The sequence below is a fragment of the Candidatus Methanarcanum hacksteinii genome (genome assembly GCF_964305265.1).
GTDB classification, from domain to species: domain Archaea; phylum Thermoplasmatota; class Thermoplasmata; order Methanomassiliicoccales; family Methanomethylophilaceae; genus Methanarcanum; species Methanarcanum hacksteinii.
This window is the reverse complement of the sequence record NZ_CAYATA010000002.1, coordinates 314,065-340,288: the sequence shown is the minus strand read 5'-3', so window position 1 is coordinate 340,288 and position 26,224 is coordinate 314,065. Positions and strand designations below refer to the sequence as shown.

Genomic DNA, 26,224 nt, shown 5'->3' with positions numbered 1-26,224 from the left:
CCACTGGAAACGATTTACATCAATTTGGTTTGATTTGGAGGTCTGTAATCATCCAATTTTTTGAATATTGAATCCTTCTTGAAACGTTCTACAACCTCTTTCTGAATATCCAATTTGATCTCTTTAGTCCTTCCAGCCCTACCTAATGATTTGATACTTGCATTGATAAGACCCATCATATCCAATTCTTGGATGAGATCTCCAATCCTTCTTTGAGTCAAAATAGGTACATTGATTATACTCGCGATGTCCCTATATTCATTATAGACATCACCAGTAGTAATAATTTCATTACTCTTTTCACTTATCTTTATGATACTTAGAAGAAGAATCTTCGTTTGAGTAGCTAAGGATTTGATACTTTCTTCAACGACATCGATCTCAATACTGCTCTTTGCTGATTTCACATGAGCTGTTGTGATCTCAGAATCTCCATTTCTTTCAGCGATATCTGTTGCAGTTCTTAAAAGATCGATAGCCATCCTTGCATCACCATCATTCCTTGAAGCAAGTGCGGCACAATATTCAACAACAGAATCGTCAAGAACATTCGGTTCAAAGACATCCTTTATCCTATCGAATAGGATATCTTCCAATTCCTTCTTCGTATATGGAGGGAATATTATACTCTCTCCTCCGAATCTACTCTTTGCCTTAGGTTCAAGCATCTCTTGAAATTTTGAATTATTAGATATTCCTATGATGGATACTTTCGATCTTGAAAGATGTTCATTTATCTTTGCAAGATAATAGAATATATCGTCACCTTTCTTGGAGATCATATGATCTATCTCATCCAAGATGATGATGAACACACGGCTTCTCGATTCAATCTCCTCATAGAATTCTTTGTATAATTTTTCAAAACTCCAACCAGTGAAAGGAATCTTCTGATTAATATCATCAATGAATTGTTTTGCGATATCATACAGGATACCATATGCAGTATCGATTATCTCACAATTCACATAGAGATAGAAACAATGATCTTTGTCCGGATCTATCTTATTCAATTCTTTTCCGATGTAATTGATGACAGCAGTCTTTCCTGTTCCTGTCATTCCATATATCATTATATTCGATGGTTTCTCACCATTCAAAGCAGTTGAGATGATTGATGCTATCTTATCGATCTGATCCTTCCTATGAGGCAATTCATCTGGAAGGTATGTTGTCTGAAGAACCTTTTTATCTTTGATCAATTCTTTTCTTTTCTTAACATATTGAACAAAAATCGATTCTTCTTTGTTAATACTTTTTTCATCATTCATCTTATTCCACCGGAAATTTACCAGTAAAACCTGTATTTCCGATAAAAGGAAATTCAATATATAATGACTATTATGTGACTCATATATTCATTTCTTAGAATCCTGTTTCAATACTTTTTAATTAGAGTAGTATATTATCATTTCATCTCAATGGAGTAATTCAAATGAAACATCCTGGTTGGGCAACAGTCGGATTGAGTCTTGCACTCATCGCAGCATGTGTCGTAGCATTGTATGTTATCGGCCTTAGCTGAAAATCATTTCCAGTGGAAATATAGGGGTGTCCCCCTATCATTTCATGTAGATGATTAATTGTAATGATTTTTATTAATCATCTGGATTTTTTTCATAGATCTATGGATAAATACTCTGTATTGTCGATATCGATCATCGGATTGATCTTGATATTCACATTATTCAATGTAGGTGAGGATGAGGAGGTCGTAACTGGTTTTGCTGATGATATCAAGAATAATGATTCTGGATTCATATTCTTCATAAATGATGGAGATGGTTGTAAGATCAAATCATTCTCATCTGTAAGACCTGATGAGACGTTACATGAATTCATCGGAACATTCTCCGATGATGGGAATATCTTCTTTGTAAGTAAAATAAGATGAAGATTGAGGATGAACCTCAATCCTCTTTGTTTAGCAACGACGGATGATCATCGAAACGGCGTTTCCGCCACCGAGGCACAATGTACCAAGACCAACGTCCTTGTTGCGGTTCTTCAATGCATAGAGGAGTGTTGTGATCACACGTGCACCGGAACATCCGATCGGGTGTCCAAGGGCGATCGCTCCACCATTGACGTTGAAGATCTCATCAGGAACATTCAGTTCTTTCTTTACTGCACATGATGCTGTTGCGAAGGCCTCATTGTGCTCGAAGAGATCGATATCATCGATCGTCATACCTGCTTTCTTGAGAACATGTCTTGTCGTTGGGATCGGTGCTTCCATGATGTACTCAGGAAGGACACCGCGTTCTCCATAGGCCTCTATGGTCGCAAGGGGTTTGATACCATGTTCCTTGGCCCAGGACATCGATGATATAACAAGTGCGGATGCACCATCACTGAGCTGGGATGAGTTTCCTGCTGTGACCCTTCCATTCTCTTTGAATACTGGTCTGAGTTTAGCGAGAGCTTCCACCGTCGTATCATCTCTGATACCTTCATCATTGTCAAAGATGATCTCCTGTTTCTTCTGTTTGACAGTAATTGGGAGAATCTCATTCTTGAATGCACCGGATTTCATCGCGGCTGCAGCTTTCATATGACTCTCATATGAGAGTTGATCTGCATCTTCCCTCGAGACATTGAATCTCTCAGCAACGATCTCTCCTGTCATTCCCATGTGTTGATTATTGAATACATCCCAAAGACCATCGTTGACCATCGAATCTTTGACCACTTGATCGTTCATTGTGTAACCGAATCTTGCACCAGGCATGAGGTAGGGTGCACGTGACATGCTCTCCATTCCTCCGGCAACGATACAGCCATACTCACCTGCTTTTATGGCATCTGCCGCAAGCATGACGGATTTCATTCCTGAACCGCAGACCGCGTTCACTGTGAATGAACCGATTTCAACGGGAAGTCCAGCACCGATAGCGGCCTGTCTTGCAGGGTTCTGTCCAAGTCCTGCGGATATGACATTTCCCATGATGCATTCATCTACATCTTTCGATTCTATGCCTGCTCTTCTCACAGCTTCTTTGACAACGAGTGCACCAAGATCAGTTGCTTTGATTCCAGACAAGGTCTTACCGAATTTACCGATAGGAGTCCTATTCGCACTAAGAATAACGATCTCATCCATGATAATCTGAGATGGTTTTAGGTATGTGAATATATAATATTGTCGATTATCAATTACGACGATTAACGAATTCGACAGGTGTGATCAATCCCATCCTCTTCAAAGGTTTAGAGAGATGTCTGCGGGCACAAGTAGGAGGTTCGTACCAACCCGGAACGATCCATCTGATGTTCTTTCTCATTATAGGATTCTTTTCTTTGGTGTGACATCTCTTGCAACGATATCCACTATCCTTCCCTATGGAATCCATCTTCCTTCCACATGAGGGGCAGATAGGGTTTGATATCTTCTCATAATCGTCTACGACCGATATCACATGTAATTTCTCGACATTCAATGTCCTAGGCGATTCCCTATATTCGCCCATGACCTCTATAACATCTCCTGGGATCAATTGATCGAAAGCGAGTCTGAATTCCTTGGATGGTTCATATGCTCCGCATGTGATCCTTCCGTATTTCGTATCGATATCGATGAACACATGTCCACCCTCGATATGTTCGGCCTTCGTAACGACCGTTCCATCGATGACGTATGATTGATTAGGTATCAATTCATCATATTCTCTTAGGAGATGATCATCCGTTCCTTGATTGGTGAGGAATACGAACCATCTGTAACGTTTCTCCGTTCTCAATGTGTTCGCAGCTGCGATGACATCATCGAGATCATCACCTCTCAGACCGTAGAGTACAGGACATGGTGTCGCGGGAACCATCGCTACTTTCTCCTTCCTATCCTCCCAACTGTTGAATGTAGTTGGGAAATTATGTTCCATATCCCTTATCGAGATGGGATCGAACACTCTAGCTGTGCCCCATCTGTCCCTTTCTCTGTATGCCAAGAGTTCGAATGTCGTATCCTTGGGTATCCATGCCAATCCGCATGTACTGCCGATCAATCCTCTCCCATTACCGATGGTGAATGTCAAAGCACCGATCCTTCTCAACTCATCATCGATCTCTTTGCGATCCATTATGGTGGTCACACCGCGTTCATAGAATGATGGATCCGGTCTAACGGATGATATGAACAACCCTGGGTTGGCATCATCCTCGTGATATCTTTTCACGAGAGGGATAAGTCTGTCCATGATGCTTTGATGATCTGGCTCGTAATCATCACATTCATCATAACAATAGAAATCCTTGCCATCTAACTCACCGATCAATCTCTTCTCACCAATACCATGACCGAATTGCATGACAAGTGATCCATTCCCTCTTGTCTTCCATGGTACTGCAGGATTGAGACGGACCAAACGAGGATGACCAATGAGGTCGAGATCGGATAGTTCTTTGATGATCTCTGTCGCTAAGAATGTTGTACAATTGCCTTTTACAGAATCCGTATCATCAACAGCTACGAACATGATATCCTCTTGACAGGATGATCTGTATCATTCGAAAAGACGGCTGATCATCCATTCTGTGTTGAATTTGACGATATCGTCATATTCTTGTCCGTTACAGACGAACGCGATCGGTTTTCCGATCGTATGAGCGATGGACAATGCCGCTCCGCCCTTAGAATCGGCATCGATCTTTGTGAGTATTATGGCATCCACGCCTATGGCTTGATCGAATGCTTTCGCCTGTTCTACTGCGTCATTACCGGCGAGGGAATCTCCAACGAAGATCTTCAAGGAAGGTTTCGAGACCCTAACGATCTTCTTCATCTCATCGACGAGGTTGTTGTTGGTCTGCATACGTCCCGCTGTATCGATAAGGACAGCATCCTTCTTCTTTGCTTTCGCATGTTCTATGGCATCGAACGCAACAGCAGCTGGATCGGCATCCTGTGAATGTTTCACTATCTTACAACCGAGTTTATCGGCATGGATGGATAACTGTTCGATTGCACCTGCCCTGAAAGTGTCCCCTGCAGCAAGCACTACTGTATATCCGTCCTTCATCAGACGGTTAGCGATCTTCGCGATCGCGGTGGTCTTTCCGGTACCGTTGATACCGACGAACATTATCGAAGTCGGTCTTTCCTGTCCCTTGAACCATGCATCGAAGTCGAACTCATTGAGTTTCAGGACATTTCTTACCGCATCTTTGATCGAGAGTTCGACGATCTCTTCCAATGTATGGTCGCGGGTGAATTTCTTTCCAATGAGGTTCTCTCTGACGCCTTCTTTGATCTCTTCGACCACGGGAAGTGCGACATCCGCCTCAAGGAGTGCGATCTCCAATTCCCAAAGGAAATCGTCCAATGATTCGTCCTTGATCTTCTTACCGAGAAGACTGTCGGTGAGCATCTCATCGACGACACCCTTCTTTTTGGACTCCTTCTCGAGTTTCATCTGCTCTTTTCTCGAAAGAGTCTTTGGAGGTGCCTGTTCTACGACAGGCTTAGAAGCTTTTACGATGGGTTCTTCATCCTTCTTCGTAGGTTGAGGGACCTCGGTCGGTGGGACCGATGGTGTTGTCTCTTCCCTCTTCTCTTCGATAGGTACGGATGAAGGTTCCTCTGTAGGCACATCTGCAATCTCTGCTGGTGCCTTCTTGAAAATACCTTTGAGTTTGCTTTTCAAGGAGTCGAACATGAGAACACTCACTGCTGTCTTCTCTGATATTCCTGTTGGATGCTCATTGAGAGAGATCTAGCTTGAGAATCCATCTGCCTCATGTTCTCATTGAGTTTTTGGATGGCATCTTTGACCTCGTTAGCGCTGTCAGCCATGTATTTGGCTGCTTCATCGAGGTCCATGTCGATGGAGACCTTGTTACCGATCCCGACGACTGCCTTCCTTTTGGATGTGACTGTTGCGATGACGAATGATGACGCTCCTGCAGGTACGAGAACCTCGTCCCCTTCTTTGGCTTTGGCGAAAGCATCCAGTGTATCGTGTGCTCTCATCGTTTCTTCGAGCGATAGCTGGAAGAATCTAGCCTGCTGCGCCATTGCGTCGAGTTGGACTTTCATCGTCTCGAGAGTTGCGAGTGCCTGGCGGAGCTCATCATCATTCATGTTCACTCACCAGTCACTTTGTATTTGACGACGTGGTTGACGATTTCGTCATTCGAGAGTTCTTTGACATCATCGATTCTGATCTGCCATCTCTTCACTTTGTGCTTACTACCGAATGTGGAGACGACTTGCTCTCTTGCTGCAGCTTCATCCTCTGCTGCAATCTCAACACTGTAAGGCTGTTTGCCCTGCCTTACATCATCGAAGGAACCTGTTACGCGGAAACCTTTCATTTTAATTACCTAATTGGGGAACTGCAACTATATAATAAGACTTTTGGTAAGGGGATTCGTCAGAATGCGATATTCCAACAGCGAATATGTCAGGACCTGTGAGCATATCATGGCCTCTTGGATTTTGGTCTTGTTCTGTGATCTTTTCGAATCTGATGAAGTATTCGATCCTCTCTTGAATAGATCGAGGTCCATTCATTGTTACTGGAACTTATGAAAATGCCTTAAGTCTGAGTTTATTCGTACATGTCGTTGACCTGCAAAAGTGGCAAAATAACGAAATTCTATGTTTGCAAAAGTGGCATTTTAGCAGAAAATTATGTTTGCAAAATTGTCATCTTTATATAGTGAAGAGGTATTGTTCATTACGATGGAATTCAGAAGGAAGATCTATGGTGAACTGTTGGATTGGAAGAATATATCCAAAGGTCGTTCCGCTCTTATGTTGCAGGGAGCTAGAAGGGTTGGTAAGAGTACCATAGTCGAGAGGTTCGCTAAGGATCAATACAAGAGTTACATTCTGATAGATTTCGTCGAAACGGATGATGAGATGCGTCGTATATTCACTGAATATAGGACGGATCTGAACATGCTATTCAATCGTCTTCAGCTGAAGACTGGGATAAAACTCTACGAGAGGGAGAGTGTGATCATATTCGATGAGGTCCAAGCATTTCCTCTTGCAAGAGAGATGATCAAAATCCTTGTCAAGGATGGGAGATATGATTACATCGAGACCGGTTCTTTGATAAGTGTGAGATCTAAAGTGGTCGGGATAAGAGTACCGTCAGAGGAACATAAGATCGACATGTATCCCATGGATTTCGAGGAATGGCTTTGGGCCAATGGTGACGATGTCACCGCCAATATGTTAAGATCATTCATGGATAGGTCAGAGCCTTTGGGCGATGATACTCATAGATCGATGTTGAGGAGATATACTGAATATATGATAATCGGCGGGATGCCACAAGTGGTCTCGGCATATTTGGAAAGACATGATCTGACGGAAGCGGAATACATCAAGAGGGACATCCTCGATCTCTATCGTGATGATATCCATAAGATGCCAGGTGCTTCTATGAAGAGGGCATTGAGTCTATTCAATAGAATTCCAGCAATATTGTCATCACCACATAAGGTGCTGTCACCGACAAAGGTCAAAAAAGGATCGAGGAGAAGAGATTATGATGGTGCTGTCGAATGGCTTTGCGATGCGATGATATTCAACAGATGTCGTTGCAGTTCCGATCCTAGTGTTGCTATAGGCTTGAGTGAGGATATAGGAAGGGTCAAATATTATCTTCTGGACACTGGATTGCTTATAAGTCTTGCATTTCAGAACAGTAAAGAAGGTTTGGCAGAGACCTATGGGCTTCTATTGGATGGCAAATTATCAATGAACAAGGGAATGTTCTTCGAGAATATGGTAGCACAAGAGTTGGTATGCAGAGGATATGATCTGTGGTTCACCGAATTCGAGAAGAAAGGGAGTAAGAGGAAGTATGAAGTGGATTTCATCCTCCCTGGGAGATCCGGTATCATCCCTATGGAAGTCAAATCAGGGAAATCGACCCCTCATTCTTCTTTGGACAGATTGATGGAAAGATATGAAGAACGTATCGAGAAGTCTTTCGTAATCCATTCCAAGGATATCAGAATGGACGGGGATGTGACGTACGTACCGATCTACATGATGCCATTCATCACATGGAATTGATTCTGAAGTTTATTTTGAATTCAGAAGAATGAATCGTTTTTCTCACCGTCACCGATGTCCGCGATCCTTCTTCCTACAAGGAATACTGCGGCGTATTCGGGTACCTCGGTAACGCCGATGTCGAGATCGAATCTCTCACCATTGATCTTGATGTCGGTCTTTCTCTTCACATTCACAGTTATGGGGTCGGATGTGTATGATTCGGGTAATGCATCCATGAGAGGATCGAATCCGTTCAACTCATCCCTTGTGATGGGCATGACCTTGAGTCCTGTCTTTCCATGCAACGAGCCAGGAAGACGAATGAGTCTTTTGATATCGGCTGTGACAGGTTCATCGACCTCACCCGAGAGACGGTATGCGACATCCTCCTTCATGATCTTGATGAGCATATCCTGCGTACCTTTCTTCAAGGTAGCCATCCTGTTATTTACGAATATGACATCTCTGGATTTAATGAGGTCATCTCTATAGGACTCTATAGTTTTGGGAGACATCGATTTGATCGACGGATAGGTTCTCTTCAGATCCTTCGTATCTTGGTCACACACATCATTCACGACATCCTTCAGGCCATTCCTCATGCGTAACCACCATCCTCCCGAATCCTCAGGGGGTATCGTACGGAATGTAGAGATGTTGTTCCTCTCCTGTCCTTTGACGTTGACAACGGATCTCACCACATTCTCCTGACGGAACACCCTGTCGATATCCAATCCATTGGATGTGACGAAATCCACGATCTCCCTCCTCTCGTGGGAACCCAATCCTGTCACGTCATTCAATTCGATATGTGCGTGATATCCTCTTCCTCCAGAGAAATAGATGCCAACATCCTTCTCATCGAATCCAAGGTCGTTGTAAAGGAAGGAATCGAGAAGATTGATCATCTCCTTCTTGATCTGATCCATCATCTGACTGTATGACATGTCCTCCGCGCCTTCCAAGTGGTCGGCATCGAGATCGAATATCAGATCCGCACCCATCCATCCCTTCTCTTCCATTGTGGGTGCGTTAGGTCTGCGATAGTATGCGGTGGAATAGTAACTGTGCTTAGGGACCTGTGCGATCATGAATTTGCGCATCTCCGTCGGGTTGGAGAAGGACATGTGTCTTTGCATGAAGTCCCTGTCGAAATACATGAATCCGAACTCTCTTCTGCCGAATCTGCTAGGCATCGGCATCTCGTTCTCCTTGTAGTACCTTCTGAACATCTTCAGGAGGAAACGCGAGTTCTGGTCCATGGGTACCAATCACTACATAGTTATAACTAGATTTTGAACGATGCGGTCCTTGATGATCCCGATATACGATGACCACCTGCATCTGTCCCCATCAGGACTCAATGTGGAGGCTGCAAAGCAATTCCAGAAAGCTGGGGGCAAAGGTATGACCCTCGTGACATTACCGTTCACTGAGTTCGTGGAGATATCCGAGGGTTCCGATTTCCTCAGGACGTATGAGATCACCCTCTCCATGGCGGAGAAGGTGAGGGAATCCACAGATCTGAAGGTCAATGTCGCTGTCGGACCGTATCCCGTATCATTGTTATGGCTGAAGGAACGCTTCGGTCTAGAGAGGGCGGAGGATATGATGATCGAGGGCATAGAACTCGCAGCGAGATTGGTATCCGAAGGGAAGGCCAATGCATTGGGAGAGATCGGGAGGCCTCATTTCCCTGTGGATGATCAGAGCATCATCGAATCATCCAACAGGATATTGCTGAGAGGCATGGAACTCGCCAGGGAATTGGATTGTCCGGTGATGATACATTGCGAATCGGAAGCTGGGACATTCCAGAGTCTGGCTCAGATAGCTGATGAGGCTGGGTTGGATAGAGGGATGGTCATAAAGCACTCATCACCACCGATGGTCACCGACGATGAGAATCTGGGGATAATGCCGTCGATACCCGCATCCAGGACATCGATAAAGGAAGCGATCATGAAGAATGATAGATTCATGTTGGAGACCGATTATATCGATGACCCTCAGAGACCAGGTTCATTCATGTCCATAACCACCGTTCCGAAGAGGATCAATGGATATCTTCAATCCGGAGAACTCACGGAGGAGAATGTGTACAGGATATGTGAGGACATCCCTCGTTCACTCTATGAGAGGCGGCACTAGGGAATATTTAATTCACATGGGGTGATTCACCTCCCCATGAAAGCTAAGATCATCTGCGTTTATGACAACGGTGCTAAGGTGAACACCTCGTTCATCGGAGCTCACGGTCTGTCCATGTTGATCGACGTGGATGGTCAGAAGACCCTTTTCGATACAGGTATGCGTGGTAGGTATCTCCTGCATAATCTCAGTTTCATGAAGGTGAAACCTGATGACATCGATAGAGTGGTGATTTCACACAACCATAGATCGAATGTCGGAGGCCTGAAATCCCTTATCGAAGCCAGGGATGGAACGCTCGACGTCTATGTCAACGGATATTTCGAAGGTATCAAAGGATTCCTCGGAAGGTCCGTCGGTCAGGAGGTGGAGTCGAAGATGAACCTGATCCATATGGATGGCGATATCTCATTGAGCGATCATCTTGATGTCATCGGTCCATTCGGGGATGTACAGGAGTTCTTCCCCATATTGAGGTCGAGGAACGGTCCCGTGATATTATCGTCCTGTTATCATTGCGGGGTCGATGCACCCCTCGATGCCGTGAAGGAGAGATACGGTAGGCAGGCCTATTCCATGGTGGGAGGGGTCCATCTCCCGAAGGCGAAACAGAAGACCGTGGATCCAGTATCCGAAGCGATATCCGCACATGGGGTATCAGAACTCCATATCAATCACTGTGCTACACCTAAGGGCATAGTGTACATGAGGACACACTTCGGACTCAACAACGTTCACGATCTCTTCGTCGGCGATTCCATAAGTTATGATTTATGAGGTATGAAAAATGAAAGCCGTTTGGTGGTTCAGGACAATAATGATGTTCGTTTACCTCTCGCTCCTCCTCATGGCGGTGGGAGCATTGGTAGGGTTCATCTTCAACTCCAATTTCATCTATTGGAGTCTTGCGTTCCTTGCGATATCGCTCTTCATCTGTTTCTTCTCCTATTATAATTCGAAACAGATGGCGTTGAAGGCTAACAAGGTCAGGATAATAAGAAGAGAGGACAACCCTCGTCTCTACGACATGGTGGCGGAGCTCGCACAGAAATCTGGACTACCGATGCCGGAGGTAGGTATATCATACACCCCGGTCGCCAATGCATTCGCTACAGGTAGGAATCCTGAGAATGCCGCGGTCGTGGCAACGAGCGGTATACTCGATCTCCTTCCAGATGATGAGTTGAGAGGCGTACTCGCACACGAGATGTCACACGTGAGGAACAGGGATATCCTTGTCATGGGGATCGCATCAGCCATCTCCATCGTGATATCATACGTCTCGCAGATGGCATGGTATGCTGCGATATTCAGCAGGGACAGCGAGAACCGCGGGATGATAATGTTGGCAGCCTTAGCTGCACAGATAGTCGTTCCCTTCGCTGCGTTGTTGATCCAATTGGGAATCTCAAGGAACCGTGAATTTCTTGCCGATGAATCCGGTGCGAGGTTGATCAATGACCCGATGGCATTGGCAAGGGCACTCCAGCATCTCGAGAGGCAGAACGATGCCACGGTTCAGAGCTATACCCTCGAGGATATGGCTAGGAAGGACAGGAACACGCCTGATGCCACATTGAACATCTGCACCAACCGCAACTATGCGCACATGTGGATATCCAACCCCCTCAAGAAGAAGGGCATATTGGAATCGATGTTCAGCACGCACCCTTCCACTGAGAGCAGGGTAGCAAGGCTCACTGAGCTTGCAAAAAAGATGGGACAGTGAAGTGATATCTCACTTCACAGGTTCCCATTTACATAATTCATTTACTTTAGAGAGGGTGGATCCTCTGCGGATCTCCTCTCTCGTCCTATTCTCATTCTCGTGTACCGCCAATGCTCTGTTGGCGACCTCCACGGCCTTCTCCTTAGGTACGACTATGAGTCCGTTCTCATCACCGATGATCCAATCGCCTGTCCTCACGACCTGACCGCCGATCTTGATCTCGATGCCTATGCCCCCGTATCCTTTGGGTTCACCGGCGTTCGGTACGCATGATCTCGCGAAAGCGGGGAATCCGAGATCCAATATGTCGTCGATATCCCTGATCGCTCCGTCGATGACGATACCGTTCGCTCCCATGATCATCGCGGAATTGGATGCGAGCTCTCCCCATACGGCAACGGGTGCACCGCCTACATCCACTACGATGACATCCCCTTTCTTCACATGGTCGATCGCTTCCACAGGTTTGGCCCAATCGCCGTTCGTAGTTTGTACGGTCAATGCACGACCGATCATCTTCTGCTTGTGCTTGATGTAAGGTGTGAGACCTAACACTATGCCCTGTTTGTGGAATGCATCGGAGATGTTGCATGTGGAGACTCTTGAGAACGCCTCGAAGAGATTATCCTCACTGTATTTCTTCGCGAGATCGGTCTTGACGTCCACACCGTTCATGGCATCCTTCAATGCCTTCGCGGATGCCCTGATGTCCGTGGCTTTGGTTATGCCTCCGCCGACGATGACAATGGATGCACCTGCTTTGACGTAATCGCCTGCATTCTCGGCTGTGATGCCGCCTGCCACTGCTATAGGTATGTTCGTGCTCTCGACCACTTTCTTCAAAGTATCGATCGGGGGTTCATCACCCTTCATCTGCTGATCGATGCCCATGTGGAGACATATGTATGATACGCCGAGTTTCTCGACCTCGATGGATCTCTTCACCTTGTCGGCGACATTGATCATATCGATCTCCACCTCAGCACCATACTTCCTTGCGGCCATGACCGCTTCGGATATGGTGGAATCATCTGCCAATCCAAGGATGGTGATGATGTCCGCACCTGATTTGGCGGCTATCTCAACTTCGAAACCGCCTGTATCCATGGTCTTGGTGTCCGCTATTATCTTCTTCCCAGGGTAGAGCTTCCTGAATGTACGGATCGCTTCAGTACCTTCACTCTTCAGAAGGGGGGTTCCGACCTCTATCCAATCCGCACCGCCTTCGACGGCTTCTTGACAGATGCCTGTGCTCCTCTTCAATTGCATGAAATCCAATGCAACTTGCAATACGGGCCACATGCTGTCGCGATTGAATCGATTATGTAAGTACGTTTGCTACGTCGTATGACGAATCACAAGTGATATCATAATGAGGATCGCCGCTCAGCTCGCCCGTCTCTCATCATCCTCAGCTCGAAAAACGATCATCATCGCGGTATCTCAGAGAGCGGGTCGAACATTTATTAAAGTATCCTGTTCATCGTCCGACTCGATCATATGTTCAAGAGGAAGTCCGCACCGAAGATAAGATTGCTATTCGTAGATGAGAACAACGATCTCCAATCCAATATCGCAGAATATTTCGTCAAGGAGATGTACGGTGATCTTTACGAGGTAAGTAGTGCAGGCCCCAAATCCGATTGTGTGGACTGTGAGCTCATATCCGTCATGTATCAGTTGGGGTATGATATCAGATCCTACACATCGATGGATTTCGGTCATGAGGATCTTCCTAAGGGATTCGATTATGTCATATTCCTGGAGAAGTCGACATATGACAGGGTCAAGGACGATATCCCATTCAAGGCACCTCAGATCCTTCACGATTTCGGCAGGAAGGAGAATTTTGAGAAGGCTACCGACGATGTGGAGCTGTATGAGTGCATAAAGCAACTCGTGGAGGATGTCGGCGAATGGTGTAAGAGTACATTCGCAGACCCTGAAGCACTCAAGACGATGGTCGTATGATACCTGTCTTCGTATACGATAAGAATCAATGCGATCCCAAGAAGTGTACGGCCAAGCGTATGCTGAAGTTCGGACTTGCCAAGGAGGCTAAGACGCTCCATGCGATACCTAAGGGTTCGATAGTGCTTTCACCCTTCGCCGAGAAGGCGTTATCCCCTGATGACATCAAATATGCCAGGCATGGATTGGTCGTCATGGACCTCACATGGACCAATATAGATGAGTTCCCAAGGCCCAAAGGTACGAATGATCGTGCACTTCCCTATATGCTCGCATCCAATCCGATCAATTGGGGCAGACCGATGGAGCTCAATTCGGCAGAGGCGGTCATGGCATCATTGTTCATTCTTGGCGAGAGGGAACAGGCGGAGACCTTCCTTGGGAGATTCAATTGGGCACCCGAGTTCATGAGGCTCAACGGAGAGCTTTTGGAGGAGTACTCATCAGCAAAGGACAGCACAGAGGTGGTCCGCATCCAGAACGAGTACATCGATTCTATAAGGAACGGGTGATGTATCCCACGGAACCGCTTCAGAATCCTGTGATTCACATGCGATCCCCATGTTCGTATACATGTGATCCATGGCAGGGACTGTGCGGTACTTTATTTTATGATAATACGGATAGGAGTTAGGCATATGATGATAGAAGAGGTGGTCCGTTATATCTGGGCGGTCTTCGGAGATGAGAGATTGTCCACAAGAGATGTCGAAACGAGATTGGCGGATATCTTCGATTATCACTGTCCTGATGATTTTGCAAAGACGATGACCAAATTGAAACAATCGGGTCTGGTCAAGGGCGAGGTATCGATGGAGAAAGGGGGATGGATCTGGTGGGTCGATGACGAATGCAGATCCAAGGACCCTATGAAGGTGAATGTAAGATGACGGTTACGACATTCCAAGATGAGGATATACTGAAATTCTGGGACGATATACTGAGCAGTGATACGTATCGTCTCAAATTGGCTGAGATACAGGACAATTACCAGGACAAGAAGAGTCTGTACGTCCCGTATACGGATATCGATTATTACAACTCGGATTTTGCGATATATCTGCTCAACAAACCCGACAGATGCATAAGATTGGGTGAGAAGGCCATAAGGTCCAGGTTACCAGCGACATGGGATCCTGCCAACGATATCAACCTCAGGATAGATACGCTTCCGAAGGATGCGCACGTGGAGGTACGTGAGCTCAGGTCCAAACATCTCAACAGACTCGTTGCCGTCGACGGTCTCGTAAGGAAAGCCACATTGCCCAAGCTCAAGATGACCAATGCCCTCTACAGATGCGCCAAATGTAACGCGGAGATATGGACGCCTCAGAAGGGGATGTATGCAACAGAACCGTTGATGTGTCCGAATGAGGGATGCAACAAGAGCGCATTGAGATTCATATTGGATGAGGAAGCATCCGTGTTCTCCGATACGCAGAAGATCGAGATACAGGAGAATCCGGAGGGATTGAGGGGCGGTGCACAACCCGAGAGGATGTCCGGTTACATCGAGGATGATATCTCCGGCAAGGTCACCCCTGGTAACAGGGTCACATTGAACGGAATCATCAGACCAGTAGAGAAAAGCGACCGTGATAAATCAACGGTCTTCGACACATACATGGAGATAATCTCCGTGGAATTCTCCCAAGAGGAGTATGATGAGATCGAGATCACCGATGAGGATGAGGAGAGGATCCTTGAGATGGCGAGGGATCCGGAGTTCTTCAACAATCTCGTCAAATCCATCGCACCGTCGATCTTCGGATTGGAGGAGGTCAAACAGGCCGTCGCATTGCAACTGTTCGGCGGTACGCACAAGGAGATGGATGACGGGACGACGACAAGAGGGGATATCCACATCCTGATGATGGGTGACCCCGGTGTCGCAAAATCGCAGATCCTATCGTACATGTCACGTTTGGCCCCAAGAGGGATATATGCTTCAGGAAAGTCCGCATCCGCGGCCGGTCTATGCGTCGGAGCGGATACGATATTGATCAATGACAAGGGTGAGAGATCCACCATAGGCGACTATGTGAACGCCAGGATGGATGCCCCCGAGGAATACCGCCCAGGGATATGGAGGCAGGCAGTCGATGATTGGTCGATACAATCCATAGGCGATCTAGGGTCTGTCAGATACCTTCCGATAGAGTACATCTGGAGGATCAAGACCCCTGAGAGGTTGTATAGGATCTCAGCGGGGGGCATGTCCCTCATACTCACGGCGGAGACGAAGATACAGGCCATGAGGGGTCCGACATTCGATTGGGTCGCCGCTTCCGAACTCAATGTCGGGGATATGGCCTCCATGGTCATGGAGAATATGCGCTTCTTCCCAATAACGGAGATAGAGATCCTGACAGATGATCTTCCAGAGTATGTGTACGATCTCACCGTAACACCATCGCACTCATTCGTCGGTAACGGATTCGTCATCCACAACACCGCAGCGGCGGTCAAGGATGATTTCGGGGACGGGAGATGGACACTGGAGGCAGGTGCACTGGTCCTTGCGGATAAAGGATTGGCTTGTATCGATGAGTTGGATAAGATGACGCCTCAAGATAGGTCATCATTGCACGAGGCGATGGAATCGCAGAGGATATCCATCGCGAAGGCAGGTATCACCGCGACACTTCAGAGCAGATGCTCATTGCTCGCAGCGGCCAACCCCAAATACGGAAGATTCGACATGACCGAGAAGATCGTGGGTCAGATCGATCTGCCACCAGCATTGATGTCACGTTTCGATCTCATATTCGTGCTCACCGACAAGCCCAGAGAGGAATACGATAAGAAATTATCCACATTCGTTCTGAAAGGACACAGGAGAGGTCAGGCTAGGGCGATGAAGGAAGAGGAGGTCGGCGGTGTCAACAAGGAAGCCGTGCTCAAGGATACGGAGGACCATAAGCCGATCTATGACATGGAGATAATAAGGAAATACGTCTCATACGCCAAACAGATCTGTTTCCCGATAATGACGGATGAGGCCATGGAACTCATCGAAGGCGAGTACCTGAGCATACGTAAGACGGGAGAGGGAGATAACGCATCCGTCCCAATCACCGCAAGGCAATTGGAGGCCTATGTCCGTCTCTCGGAAGCATCCGCGAAGACAAGATTGAGCCCTATTGTGGATGAGAGGGATGTCACCAGAGCGATCAATCTTGTGAAATACTACATGGACGGAGTCGCAAAGACCGATGACGGTTCATGGGACTTCGACAGGATGGGTTCCAGTTTCAGCAAGCGCGATAGGGATACGAAGCGCGGATTGTACGATCAGATCCTGAAGGCATTGGATGACGCCGGCGATAGCGGTCTATCCAGGGATGACATAATCATCATGTTCAACAAGGAGAGCATGTTCGACATAGATCACGTGATCGAGGAGATGCATGACAACAATTTCATCATCGAGAGTAAAGGAAGGTGGATGAGGGTATGATATACGTACGTATGCACAAAGGCCGTGACGACATCATCCTAGCAGCATGTGATGAAGAGGTCATCGGCAAGACATTCAAGGGCGACGGGATGAGGATCACCGTATCGGAAGATTTCTACAATGGAGAGTTGGTCCCCGAGGAAGTGTTCATCGAGAGAATGAGATCGGTCACCATAATGAATCTCGTCGGAGAGAGGACGATCGCATTGGCAGTAGAGAACGGCCATGTGGATGAGAACTGTGTCCTCCAGATAGGCGAGACAAAACATGCACAGGTAGTGAAGGGATGAGTTTCTGCGTGAAATGCGGTGAGGAGGGCGTGGAGACCGTGGACGGTCTCTGCATCAGATGTTTCCTCGACGGAAGGAAACTGGTCGTCATGCCCCATCACGTCGATCTGATAAGATGCGCGAACTGCAATGAGTTCATGGTAGCCGATCAGTGGGTGAGGAAGAATCAGGATGATGCCATAATCGATATCGCATTGTCTACAGCGAAACTTATCCCAGAAGCGAAACTGATCTCGATCGGACCCATGGTGGAGAGACAGGATGAGAGGACGTTCGTCGTACATGCACAGTTCGATCTCGATGTCGGAGGGATAAGGGTCTCGGATGAGAGCAGTGTCATCGTCCGTCTGAAGAACGGCGTATGCAAGAGATGCTCAAGGCAGTTAGGTAGCTATTATGAATCGATATTGCAGCTGCGCAGCGGTGACAAGAATCTACCAGACGATCTGAGGGACGAGGTGGTGAGATGGGTCAGCAGAACCGTCGATGACTATGCGAAGAACAACCGCGACCTCTTCATAACCAAGATACAGAAAGCTATCGGAGGGATAGACTTCTATCTGTCATCCACATCCATGGGGAAATCCCTTACGAAGGACCTTGCGGATAGATATGGCGCGGAGGTGAAGGAATCGTCCTCCCTGGTTGGTCAGACATCCGACGGACAGGAGATGTACCGTGTGACATTCCTCGTCAGGTTGCCGGCATATCACGTCGGGGATATACTGCATTATAATGATAAACCATACAAATTGATCTCAGTGAACAAATCCGGTGGAAGGATAATGGACCTATCCACATTCCGCGACATGCCTATAAAGAGGTCGGAACTCTCGGACATAAGGATAATGTTCAAAGGATCGGAACTCTCGGATGCTGTGGTCGTCTCGAGGTCAGGCGATGAGATACAGGTACTGCATCCAAGGACCTATTCTACCGTGGATCTCCGTATACCGAAGGGCGCGGAGATAGGCGAATCCGTGAAGGTCATTGAGGTCGAGGAGGAATTGCTCTTCGTTCCTTGAATCGATGTTATGTGAACGGGATCCCAAATGAAGATAGCTATTGTTACCGACAGTTACCATCCGACCCGTGACGGTGTCGTGGCTAGCATAGATACTGTGAACGGGATACTCAGGGATCACGGCGTCGAGACGGATATCGTCGCACCCGATCCCGGGAATGATGACGAACGTATCGAGGGAGTCCATTACTTCAGATCGGTATCGTTCAAGAGCTATCCGGGTTATTTCATCCCGATATATCCATCACATGCTAAACGTGTCCTCAGGGACATATCCCCTGATGTCGTGCACATACAGGGCGTTGCCGTGATGGCCTTGAAGGGCATCGTAGCGGCACATAAGCTTGGGATACCGGTGGTGATGACATTCCATACGATGGTCGGTGATACGGTCAAGTACTATTCGCCGATCAGGATCCCGCCGAGATTGGCAGATAAGTTGGTGTGGAAGTACATCGGTTATCTCACCAGGTGGGTGGATGCCATCGTAGCGCCATCCGAATCCACCAAGAGGGAATTGATCGAGAGGGGCGTGAAGGTATCCGATATCAGGGTGATACCAACGCCTATCGACGGTAATAGATTCAGGCCGGATGTTGACGGTTCTGTGATAAGGGAGAGGTTCGGTCTTCAGGATAAGAGGATAGTATTGAGTCTCTGTCGCGTATCATTCGAGAAGAACATCGACATGTTGGTCCGTGCGATGAAGGGATTGGATGACGATGTCGTCCTTCTGATCGTCGGCAAGGGTCCTGCGACCGATTCGCTGAGGGCATTATCCGAGGAATTGAACATCTCTGACAGGGTGATATTCGCCGGATTCGCTCCTGATGAGGAGGTCGTGATGTACTATACGGCATCGGACGTCTTCGCCGTGGCCTCGAGATTCGAGACACAGTGTCTATCGGCAATCGAAGCGATGTCCTGCGGCCTTCCTGTCGTATGCGCAAGGGCAAGGGCGTTGGAGGATTATGTCGTCGATGGTCAGAATGGTTACCTTTTCGATGACGATGTCGATGATTGCATCGAGAAATTGAGATTGGGATTGAAGGCTGATGATGTCATGAGATCCAAGGCCATGGAGACCGCTTCGGATTTCTCGGTCCCGAGATTCATGGAGAGGATGTCATCGCTCTATGATGATGTAATAGCAGCGAAGAAGGGGGAGAAGGATGATAGGTGACTGGTTGTATGGTGTGTTCGGACCATACGGATACATCGGCATCCTGGTGTTCATCTTCCTATTGTTCTACATAGATTCGCTCATATTCCCCACTCTGCCAGAGGTATTCTTCATCCTGAGTTTCATGTACGATCCTACCCCGTACTGGGGGATGATACTGTTATTGGTGGGTGCTGTGGCGGAATTCGCCGGTGTGACATCTCTATACCTGGTGGTGGAACGCATACGTGTGCCTGAGAGGATAAGGTCCGTCGCAGATAAATATTCCAAATTCCTGATATTGAACGATGAACGGATGATATTGGTCAATCGTGTAGCACCTGTGATGCCATTCACAGGGGCATTCATAAGCCTGATAGAATCATGGGAGATCAAGAGGGCATGGTTCTATCTCATCTTGGGATATGTGTTGAAGTATGGTGCGATCCTGTTGTTCGCCAACTTCTTCTTCGCATTCTTCTCGGGTCCGCAGGCTGAAGTATTATCCATAGTGATGATAATAATCGTCATGGCGGTGAGCCTTTTCATGGCCTACCGCAAGAAGAAAAGAGAGGGTCTGTCGCAATGAAAGTAGTGGACGTCAATCCGTTCTTCTATCCTTTCGTCGGAGGGATAGAGCACAGGATGCATCTGATAGCTAAGGAGATGGTCTCCAGAGGACACGATGTCACCATAGTGACGGGTCAGCTGGAAGGCACGGAATTGAATGAGGTGTCGGAATATGGATACAAGATAGTCAGATTACCATCCAAATTCATCAATCTGTACAATCCTCCGTACATATCGTCCACAGGTCTCCTCGAGACCCTGAACGAGATAGATGCCGACATAGTCAATTTCAATTACAGATGGGCTCCGTCATACAGTAAGGATATGAGGAGATACGCTGGAAAGAAGGTGTTCACCTTCCACAACATGTGGGGCGAGGGTGTAGGATTGCAACATTACGCATCGGTGATATCTGATAGGCTGTTCAAGAGGACGTTGGATACATTCGATCACATAATCTCCGTGAGCGACTATGTGCGCAGTGACCTCATCGGAAGGGGGTTCCCCAGTGATAAGGTCACAACCGCGACACCATGTCTGGATAGATATCCAGAGATCACAGGCGAGGAGGATGATTTCATCCTGTACGTGGGGAGATTGGTCCGTACCAAAGGATTGGACTATCTTGTCAAGGCCATGCAGGATGTGGATACGAAACTGATCATCTGCGGAAAAGGACCGGATATGGAACGTTTGAAGAAGAAAATAGAACGTTACGGCGTGTCCGACAAGGTGGAGTTGAAAGGATGGGTCAGCGAAGAGGAGAAGGATCATTACATGAGTCGTTGCAAACTCTTCGTGATGCCTTCATTGTATGAATCCTATGGTCTTGCGGCGTTGGAGATCCTGTCGTACGGTAAACCGGTCATATGTACGAATGTCGACGGTCTTCCGATGACTGTGCAGGATGGAGGATTGTATGTCAAGCCAAAGGATTCCTTCGATCTTGCGGATGCGATTAACAGTGCACTGTCGAATGACCCTCTTCGTCACAAACTGGGCAGGAACGCGCGTGCCATCGCCATGAAACAGAATGTCACTGCAACTGTTGATGTCATCGAGGAAGTCTACAGGAAAGTCCTGGACCAATGATCTGAAGTATGTGTCCATTCAACTTTGACATTTCAGGAATTTTTCCTGTTTTGTCAAAGTATATTTAGTAGCAATCCGATTTGAATTCATGAGATCGGACAACACGATCCCGAGGGAGAGATATCTCGAGAGGATACGCCCGTTGTATGATGTGGACATAATCAAGGTGATAATGGGGCCAAGGCGTTCTGGTAAATCGGTCATACTCTCGATGATATGCGATGAGATCGATGCAGACGATGACCACAAGATTCAGATCAATTTCGAGGACCTGAGGTTCGATTTCATAAAAGATGCCAAGGATCTCGATGAGTATGTACGCAAACAGATGGCGATGGATGGAAAGTACTACCTCTTCCTCGATGAGATACAATACGTGAAGGATTTCGCCAAGGCCCTTGCCTCGATCAAGGCGACTACAGATTGTTCCATATTCGTCACCGGAAGTAACAGCAGGATGCTCTCTGGAGAATTGGCGTCAATGATCACAGGGAGGACAATGCAGTTCGAGGTCCTTCCATTCTCATACTCCGAATCGAAGGAATATGTTACAATGATCGATGGTTCCATCCCAGACGATTTCATCACAGATTACATTAAATTAGGCGGATATCCGCAAAGATTCCAGATGGGCAACGAATCCACGGCACATAGATTCCTAGATGAGCTCTATCAGTCGGTCGTTGAGAAGGACATAAGGGGACGTCATCCAGATATTGATATTGACAAGTTCAAGAGGATAGCTTCCTTCGTCCTTGCGAACTGCGGTAACGATTTCTCCGCAAGGACCATCTCATCATACCTGAAGAAGAATGAGGGGATCGAGATATCGATACAATCCATCCACAATTATCTGAACTATATGGAGGAAGCATATCTTCTGAAAAGGGTCAGCATCTACGACATCTCGGGAAAGGCGGTCCTGTCATCGAAACCTAAGAATTACGCTCTTGATAACGGTCTGAGATACATCATGACCAATACCGTCGACATCCAGAATGGATATTTCCTTGAGAATCTGGTCTATCTGGAATTGATCGGCAGAGGATACGATGTGTACGTTGGCAAGAAGTACAATGGTGAGATCGATTTCGTTGTTGTTTCAGGAGGTAGGAAATGTTTCATCCAGGTCGCATATCTGATAGTGGATGAAGCGACCTCCAAGAGAGAGTTCGGAGCATTCGATTCGGTCCGTGACGCATCTCCGAAATATGTCATCTCCCTGGATAGATTGGACATGTCCCGCGATGGGATCACGCACATCAACCTGATCGATTTCCTCGAAGGGAGGAAGGATATCTTTTTGACGTAGACATACTTTGACATTTCAGGAATTTTTCCTGTTTTGTCAAAGTCATTCATCAAAGTAGGATGATGATCTTGTTTAGGAATACCGCAGAATAGGAAGAATAGTAACTTCGTTGCAAATGTTCGACACCTCTATCTTTAAATAAGGTAAGAGAATAGTCCGTCTGCTCTTTAGAGCCGATGAATAATGAGGGCGTCACGGCGCCTGAAAGAGGTAATTGAAATGTCTGTATTTGTTAAGTTTGAGACACCGAAAGAGCTGTCGGACAAAGCCTACAACCTCGCCGAGATGGCAAGGGATGGCGGAAAGATCAAGAAGGGAACCAACGAGGTCACCAAAGCAGTCGAGAGAGGAGAGGCCGCTGTTGTCATCATGGCAGTCGATGTCGAGCCCCCAGAGATTCTCGCACACATGCCCGCACTCTGTGAAGAGAGGGGCGTACCTTACGTCTACGTTCCTGCAAAAGTCGAGCTCGGAAACGCAATCGGACTCGAGAAACCCACGGCATCAATCGCAATCGTCGATGTCGGAAAGGGAAAAGCACTTTGTGATGAGATCGCAGAAGCAGTCAAAGCACTGAAGAACTGATGGTGATTTGAATGGTCGACACAGACAGCATCCCGTCAGAGGTCGTCGAGATAATCGGACGTACCGGAATGACAGGTGAGGCAACCCAGGTCAAGGTCCGTGTACTTGATGGACGTGACAAGGGAAGGATCATCACCAGGAACATCATGGGCCCCGTAAGGATGGGCGACATCTTGATGCTCAGAGAGACATCGAGAGAGGCAAGAAAGCTCGGAATGAGGTGATTTGAATGGCAGAGATCAGAAAATGTTCATTCTGTTACAGAGAGATCGAGCCTGGAACGGGTAAGATGTTCGTGAAGAAGGACGGAACCGTTCTCAACTTCTGCACAAACAAGTGCTACAAGAACATGATCGAACTCAAGAGAGTGCCCAGGACCACACAGTGGACTGACAAGGCCATCTCAGAGAAGAAGATCCGTTTGAAATCAGCCGAGAAGGCCGAGAACAAGGAGTGAATCCCATGGCAATGGAACAGACCTACCTTATGATCAAACCCGACGCGGTCCAGAGAGGACTCTGCGGAGAGATCGTGACACGTTTCGAGAAGAAAGGTCTCAAGCTCATCGCCATGAAGCTCATGGTGATCCCCAAGGAGACAGCCGAGACACACTACGGTGAGCACAAGGGAAAGAAATTCTACGATTCCCTCATCACATACATCACGTCCGGACCTGTCCTCGCTATGGTCTGGGAAGGCGACAACGCAGTCCAGGTCTGCAGGAACATCATGGGTAAGACGAACCCTCAGGAGTCCGCACCCGGAACCATCCGTGGAGACTACGGAATGGTCACAGGCGTGAACATCATCCACGGTTCAGATTCACCCGAGTCTGCAAAGAGGGAGATCGGTATCTTCTTCAAACCCGAGGAACTCTGTTCCTACGACAGGACACTTGATAAGTGGACCTACGAATAAACGCATTGTGTATCGGGGGACATCCCCCGTACATCATTTTCTTTTACATCTTCCATATCATCCAGGATACATTCCCAAACGCCTATATCATGTGACCACATAACCCTCGGATGCTAGGTGATTCTATGGCAATCAGGCAACCTGTTGTGAGTGTATTGGGACATGTCGATCATGGTAAGACGAAACTATTGGATGCGATAAGAGGGACTACCGTTCAGTCCAGGGAGGCAGGTGCGATCACACAGCACATCGGCGCTACCGAGGTACCCATCGATCACATCTACAAGGTCTGCGGTCCGCTCATCGGGAAGAAGAAATTCGATGTTCCCGGATTGTTGTTCATCGATACGCCAGGACACCATTCGTTCATCACACTCAGGGCGAGGGGTGGCTCTTTGGCCGATATCGCCGTTCTTGTCATAGACATAAGGGAAGGGATAATGCCTCAGACGATAGAATCGATAAAGATCCTGAGGCAGTACAAGACGCCATTCATCATAGCACTCAACAAGGTCGATACAATCCAAGGATGGATCGTCGAGAAGGATGCACCATTCGTCCTCAGTGAGAAGAAACAACAGGCACACACCATAGCAGCATTCGAGGAGAGGCTCTATTCGATCATGGGGGATCTCTCCATCCACGGGATAAGCGCGGACAGGTACGACAGGATTGACGATTTCACGAAGACGGTGGCATTGGTGCCGATCAGTGCTAAGGAGGGTGTCGGTGTACCCGATCTCCTTCTGATGTTGATAGGTCTCGCACAGCGTTTCCTGGAATCACAGCTCGCTAAGGCGGAAGGACCCGGAAGGGGGACTATCCTGGAGATAAAGGAAGAGAAGGGGCTCGGTAAGACCTTGGATATGATCCTCTATGATGGTGTACTCAAGAAGGGAGACACTGTTGCTCTCGGTACGAGGGGCGCACCAGTGGTCACCAGAGTCAAAGCGATCCTCAAACCGAAACCATTGGATGAGATAAGGGATCCGAGGGACCGTTTCGATTCCGTCAACGAACTGCATGCGGCAGCCGGTGTGAAATTATCATGTCAGAACATGGATGGCGTCATCGCAGGTGCTCCGATCAGGGTCGTCAAGAACGACAGGGATCCATCCATAAAAGAGATGACTGAGGAGGCTTCGGTCAAGATCGAGATACAAGATCAGGGAATAACGATCAAGGCCGATGCGATAGGTTCATTGGAGGCACTCGCTTTCGAAGCGAAGGCCGCAGGTATCCCTATAAGGAAGTACGGTGTCGGTGAGGTATCGAGGAGGGATGTGGTGGAGACTGCTGCATTCACAGACCCTATTAACAGGGTGATGTTGGTCTTCAACGCCAATGTGTCTAAGGAAGCCGAATCCGAGATATTGAACACTGGAGTGAAGCTCTTCTCCAATCAGGTCGTATATCGTCTTATAGAAGAATATCAAGAATGGGTGGATGAGGCCAAGAGGGCCAAGGATGCGGATCAAAGATTGGAGATGCCGTTCCCTGCCAAGTTCATGGTCATGCCCAACTGCGTATTCCATGCAACGAAACCCGCAATAGTCGGTGTACGTGTGCTCGCCGGCAAGGTGAGAGCGAATCTCAGGCTGATCAAGAAGGATGGTTCCGATGCAGGTAAGGTCAGGAGTCTCCGTGACGGCGAGGAGGTCCTGAAGGACGCATCACAGGGTGACGAGGTCGCTATGGCGATCGATGGTGTCACCGTCGGAAGGCAGATCGATGTCGAGGATGTCATTTACGTAGAATTGATGGAGTCTACGATCAAGGAATTGCAGACCAAGGCCGATCTCAACGAGGATGAGAAGATGACTCTCGAGGAATACCTGGAGATCAAGAGGAAGTCCGATCCATTCTGGGGTATGTGATATCTCAAAAACCCCTTCAAACGGTTCATTCCGAACATGTTCGTACATTGCATTATAATTGCTTCAATC

28 protein-coding genes are annotated in these 26,224 nt (G+C 47.4%); 20 read left to right on the top strand and 8 right to left on the bottom strand.

Annotation, left to right across the window (positions count from 1 at the left end):
- Window positions 1-14: 14 nt before the first annotated feature.
- On the bottom strand, window positions 15-1,271 hold the full coding sequence (locus ACI2NF_RS02620) for a Cdc6/Cdc18 family protein (RefSeq protein ID WP_400149208.1): 1,257 nt from the start codon (window positions 1,269-1,271) through the stop codon (window positions 15-17).
- A gap of 356 nt (window positions 1,272-1,627) precedes the next feature.
- Between ACI2NF_RS02620 and ACI2NF_RS02615 the strand changes: the two genes are divergently transcribed.
- Window positions 1,628-1,894 (top strand): hypothetical protein, encoded by a 267-nt coding sequence (locus ACI2NF_RS02615; RefSeq protein WP_400211033.1) that lies wholly within the window; start codon window positions 1,628-1,630, stop codon window positions 1,892-1,894.
- Between the two features lie 30 nt (window positions 1,895-1,924).
- Here the strand turns inward: ACI2NF_RS02615 and ACI2NF_RS02610 are convergent, their stop codons facing one another.
- The 5 genes from ACI2NF_RS02610 to rpl18a are packed head-to-tail and all read right to left on the bottom strand — an operon-like array spanning window position 1,925 to window position 6,312.
- Window positions 1,925-3,103 (bottom strand): thiolase family protein, encoded by a 1,179-nt coding sequence (locus ACI2NF_RS02610; RefSeq protein WP_400150387.1) that lies wholly within the window; start codon window positions 3,101-3,103, stop codon window positions 1,925-1,927.
- A 49-nt stretch (window positions 3,104-3,152) separates the two neighbouring features.
- On the bottom strand, window positions 3,153-4,475 hold the full coding sequence (locus tag ACI2NF_RS02605) for a tRNA(Ile)(2)-agmatinylcytidine synthase (protein WP_400201671.1): 1,323 nt from the start codon (window positions 4,473-4,475) through the stop codon (window positions 3,153-3,155).
- Window positions 4,476-4,502: 27 nt separating this feature from the next.
- Window positions 4,503-5,654 carry a signal recognition particle-docking protein FtsY gene (gene ftsY / locus ACI2NF_RS02600; protein WP_400211032.1) on the bottom strand — a complete coding sequence of 384 codons (1,152 nt, stop codon included), beginning with the start codon at window positions 5,652-5,654 and terminating at the stop codon, window positions 4,503-4,505.
- Between the two features lie 8 nt (window positions 5,655-5,662).
- The gene (pfdA, locus tag ACI2NF_RS02595) at window positions 5,663-6,079 is read right to left on the bottom strand and encodes a prefoldin subunit alpha (protein WP_177972000.1); all 417 of its coding nucleotides are present in this window, start codon (window positions 6,077-6,079) and stop codon (window positions 5,663-5,665) included.
- Between the two features lie 2 nt (window positions 6,080-6,081).
- Window positions 6,082-6,312, bottom strand: coding sequence for a 50S ribosomal protein L18Ae (rpl18a, locus tag ACI2NF_RS02590; RefSeq protein WP_177972001.1), 231 nt, complete (start codon window positions 6,310-6,312; stop codon window positions 6,082-6,084).
- 370 nt (window positions 6,313-6,682) lie between these two features.
- On the opposite strand from rpl18a, the gene ACI2NF_RS02585 reads away from it, so the two are divergent.
- A complete protein-coding gene (locus ACI2NF_RS02585) occupies window positions 6,683-8,032 on the top strand; it encodes an ATP-binding protein (RefSeq protein ID WP_400211031.1) in 1,350 nt (449 codons plus the stop codon).
- A gap of 20 nt (window positions 8,033-8,052) precedes the next feature.
- On the opposite strand, the gene priS is transcribed toward ACI2NF_RS02585, so the two are convergent.
- Window positions 8,053-9,276, bottom strand: coding sequence for a DNA primase catalytic subunit PriS (priS, locus tag ACI2NF_RS02580; protein ID WP_400211030.1), 1,224 nt, complete (start codon window positions 9,274-9,276; stop codon window positions 8,053-8,055).
- A gap of 52 nt (window positions 9,277-9,328) precedes the next feature.
- On the opposite strand from priS, the gene ACI2NF_RS02575 reads away from it, so the two are divergent.
- Genes ACI2NF_RS02575 through ACI2NF_RS02565 form a run of 3 tightly spaced genes read left to right on the top strand, consistent with a single transcriptional unit; the run spans window position 9,329 to window position 11,894 of the window.
- Window positions 9,329-10,165: a TatD family hydrolase gene (locus ACI2NF_RS02575; protein WP_400150064.1), complete on the top strand. Its 837-nt coding sequence runs from the start codon at window positions 9,329-9,331 to the stop codon at window positions 10,163-10,165.
- A 36-nt stretch (window positions 10,166-10,201) separates the two neighbouring features.
- The gene (locus ACI2NF_RS02570; RefSeq protein ID WP_400150062.1) at window positions 10,202-10,942 is read left to right on the top strand and encodes an MBL fold metallo-hydrolase; all 741 of its coding nucleotides are present in this window, start codon (window positions 10,202-10,204) and stop codon (window positions 10,940-10,942) included.
- A 10-nt stretch (window positions 10,943-10,952) separates the two neighbouring features.
- A complete protein-coding gene (locus ACI2NF_RS02565; protein ID WP_400150060.1) occupies window positions 10,953-11,894 on the top strand; it encodes a M48 family metalloprotease in 942 nt (313 codons plus the stop codon).
- A 9-nt stretch (window positions 11,895-11,903) separates the two neighbouring features.
- Here ACI2NF_RS02565 and hxlA read toward each other — a convergent pair whose 3' ends face one another.
- The gene (hxlA, locus tag ACI2NF_RS02560; RefSeq protein ID WP_177972007.1) at window positions 11,904-13,196 is read right to left on the bottom strand and encodes a 3-hexulose-6-phosphate synthase; all 1,293 of its coding nucleotides are present in this window, start codon (window positions 13,194-13,196) and stop codon (window positions 11,904-11,906) included.
- A 198-nt stretch (window positions 13,197-13,394) separates the two neighbouring features.
- Here hxlA and ACI2NF_RS02555 point away from each other — a divergent pair, with 198 nt between their 5' ends.
- The 15 genes from ACI2NF_RS02555 (at window position 13,395) to infB (ending at window position 26,155) form a co-directional block, all read left to right on the top strand.
- A complete protein-coding gene (locus tag ACI2NF_RS02555; RefSeq protein WP_400211029.1) occupies window positions 13,395-13,865 on the top strand; it encodes a low molecular weight phosphatase family protein in 471 nt (156 codons plus the stop codon).
- Window positions 13,862-14,377: a DUF367 family protein gene (locus tag ACI2NF_RS02550; RefSeq protein ID WP_400152847.1), complete on the top strand. Its 516-nt coding sequence runs from the start codon at window positions 13,862-13,864 to the stop codon at window positions 14,375-14,377. The genes ACI2NF_RS02555 and ACI2NF_RS02550 overlap by 4 nt, the downstream gene beginning before the upstream one ends.
- A gap of 126 nt (window positions 14,378-14,503) precedes the next feature.
- The gene (locus ACI2NF_RS02545; protein ID WP_400150059.1) at window positions 14,504-14,755 is read left to right on the top strand and encodes a hypothetical protein; all 252 of its coding nucleotides are present in this window, start codon (window positions 14,504-14,506) and stop codon (window positions 14,753-14,755) included.
- Window positions 14,752-17,325 carry an ATP-binding protein gene (locus ACI2NF_RS02540; protein ID WP_400211028.1) on the top strand — a complete coding sequence of 858 codons (2,574 nt, stop codon included), beginning with the start codon at window positions 14,752-14,754 and terminating at the stop codon, window positions 17,323-17,325. The genes ACI2NF_RS02545 and ACI2NF_RS02540 overlap by 4 nt, the downstream gene beginning before the upstream one ends.
- Window positions 17,322-17,615, top strand: a complete 294-nt coding sequence (locus ACI2NF_RS02535) for a DUF424 domain-containing protein (protein WP_400150055.1) — start codon at window positions 17,322-17,324, stop codon at window positions 17,613-17,615. Before ACI2NF_RS02540 ends, ACI2NF_RS02535 begins: the two co-directional genes overlap by 4 nt.
- Entirely contained in the window at window positions 17,612-18,640 is a 1,029-nt protein-coding gene (locus ACI2NF_RS02530; RefSeq protein WP_400151126.1) for a 60S ribosomal export protein NMD3, read from the top strand. The genes ACI2NF_RS02535 and ACI2NF_RS02530 overlap by 4 nt, the downstream gene beginning before the upstream one ends.
- 27 nt (window positions 18,641-18,667) lie before the next feature.
- Window positions 18,668-19,822, top strand: coding sequence for a glycosyltransferase (locus ACI2NF_RS02525; RefSeq protein WP_400211027.1), 1,155 nt, complete (start codon window positions 18,668-18,670; stop codon window positions 19,820-19,822).
- A complete protein-coding gene (locus ACI2NF_RS02520; protein WP_177972013.1) occupies window positions 19,812-20,390 on the top strand; it encodes a hypothetical protein in 579 nt (192 codons plus the stop codon). Before ACI2NF_RS02525 ends, ACI2NF_RS02520 begins: the two co-directional genes overlap by 11 nt.
- A complete protein-coding gene (locus ACI2NF_RS02515; protein WP_400211026.1) occupies window positions 20,387-21,463 on the top strand; it encodes a glycosyltransferase family 4 protein in 1,077 nt (358 codons plus the stop codon). The genes ACI2NF_RS02520 and ACI2NF_RS02515 overlap by 4 nt, the downstream gene beginning before the upstream one ends.
- 88 nt (window positions 21,464-21,551) lie before the next feature.
- Window positions 21,552-22,775 carry an ATP-binding protein gene (locus ACI2NF_RS02510; RefSeq protein ID WP_400211025.1) on the top strand — a complete coding sequence of 408 codons (1,224 nt, stop codon included), beginning with the start codon at window positions 21,552-21,554 and terminating at the stop codon, window positions 22,773-22,775.
- A 219-nt stretch (window positions 22,776-22,994) separates the two neighbouring features.
- Window positions 22,995-23,360 (top strand): 50S ribosomal protein L7Ae, encoded by a 366-nt coding sequence (rpl7ae, locus tag ACI2NF_RS02505; RefSeq protein ID WP_177972016.1) that lies wholly within the window; start codon window positions 22,995-22,997, stop codon window positions 23,358-23,360.
- Between the two features lie 11 nt (window positions 23,361-23,371).
- A complete protein-coding gene (locus ACI2NF_RS02500) occupies window positions 23,372-23,584 on the top strand; it encodes a 30S ribosomal protein S28e (RefSeq protein ID WP_160686598.1) in 213 nt (70 codons plus the stop codon).
- Window positions 23,585-23,589: 5 nt separating this feature from the next.
- Window positions 23,590-23,817 carry a 50S ribosomal protein L24e gene (locus ACI2NF_RS02495; RefSeq protein WP_177972017.1) on the top strand — a complete coding sequence of 76 codons (228 nt, stop codon included), beginning with the start codon at window positions 23,590-23,592 and terminating at the stop codon, window positions 23,815-23,817.
- Between the two features lie 11 nt (window positions 23,818-23,828).
- The gene (gene ndk / locus ACI2NF_RS02490; protein WP_400148612.1) at window positions 23,829-24,278 is read left to right on the top strand and encodes a nucleoside-diphosphate kinase; all 450 of its coding nucleotides are present in this window, start codon (window positions 23,829-23,831) and stop codon (window positions 24,276-24,278) included.
- 125 nt (window positions 24,279-24,403) lie between these two features.
- Window positions 24,404-26,155, top strand: a complete 1,752-nt coding sequence (gene infB / locus ACI2NF_RS02485; protein ID WP_400201663.1) for a translation initiation factor IF-2 — start codon at window positions 24,404-24,406, stop codon at window positions 26,153-26,155.
- The last annotated feature ends 69 nt before the right edge of the window (window positions 26,156-26,224 follow it).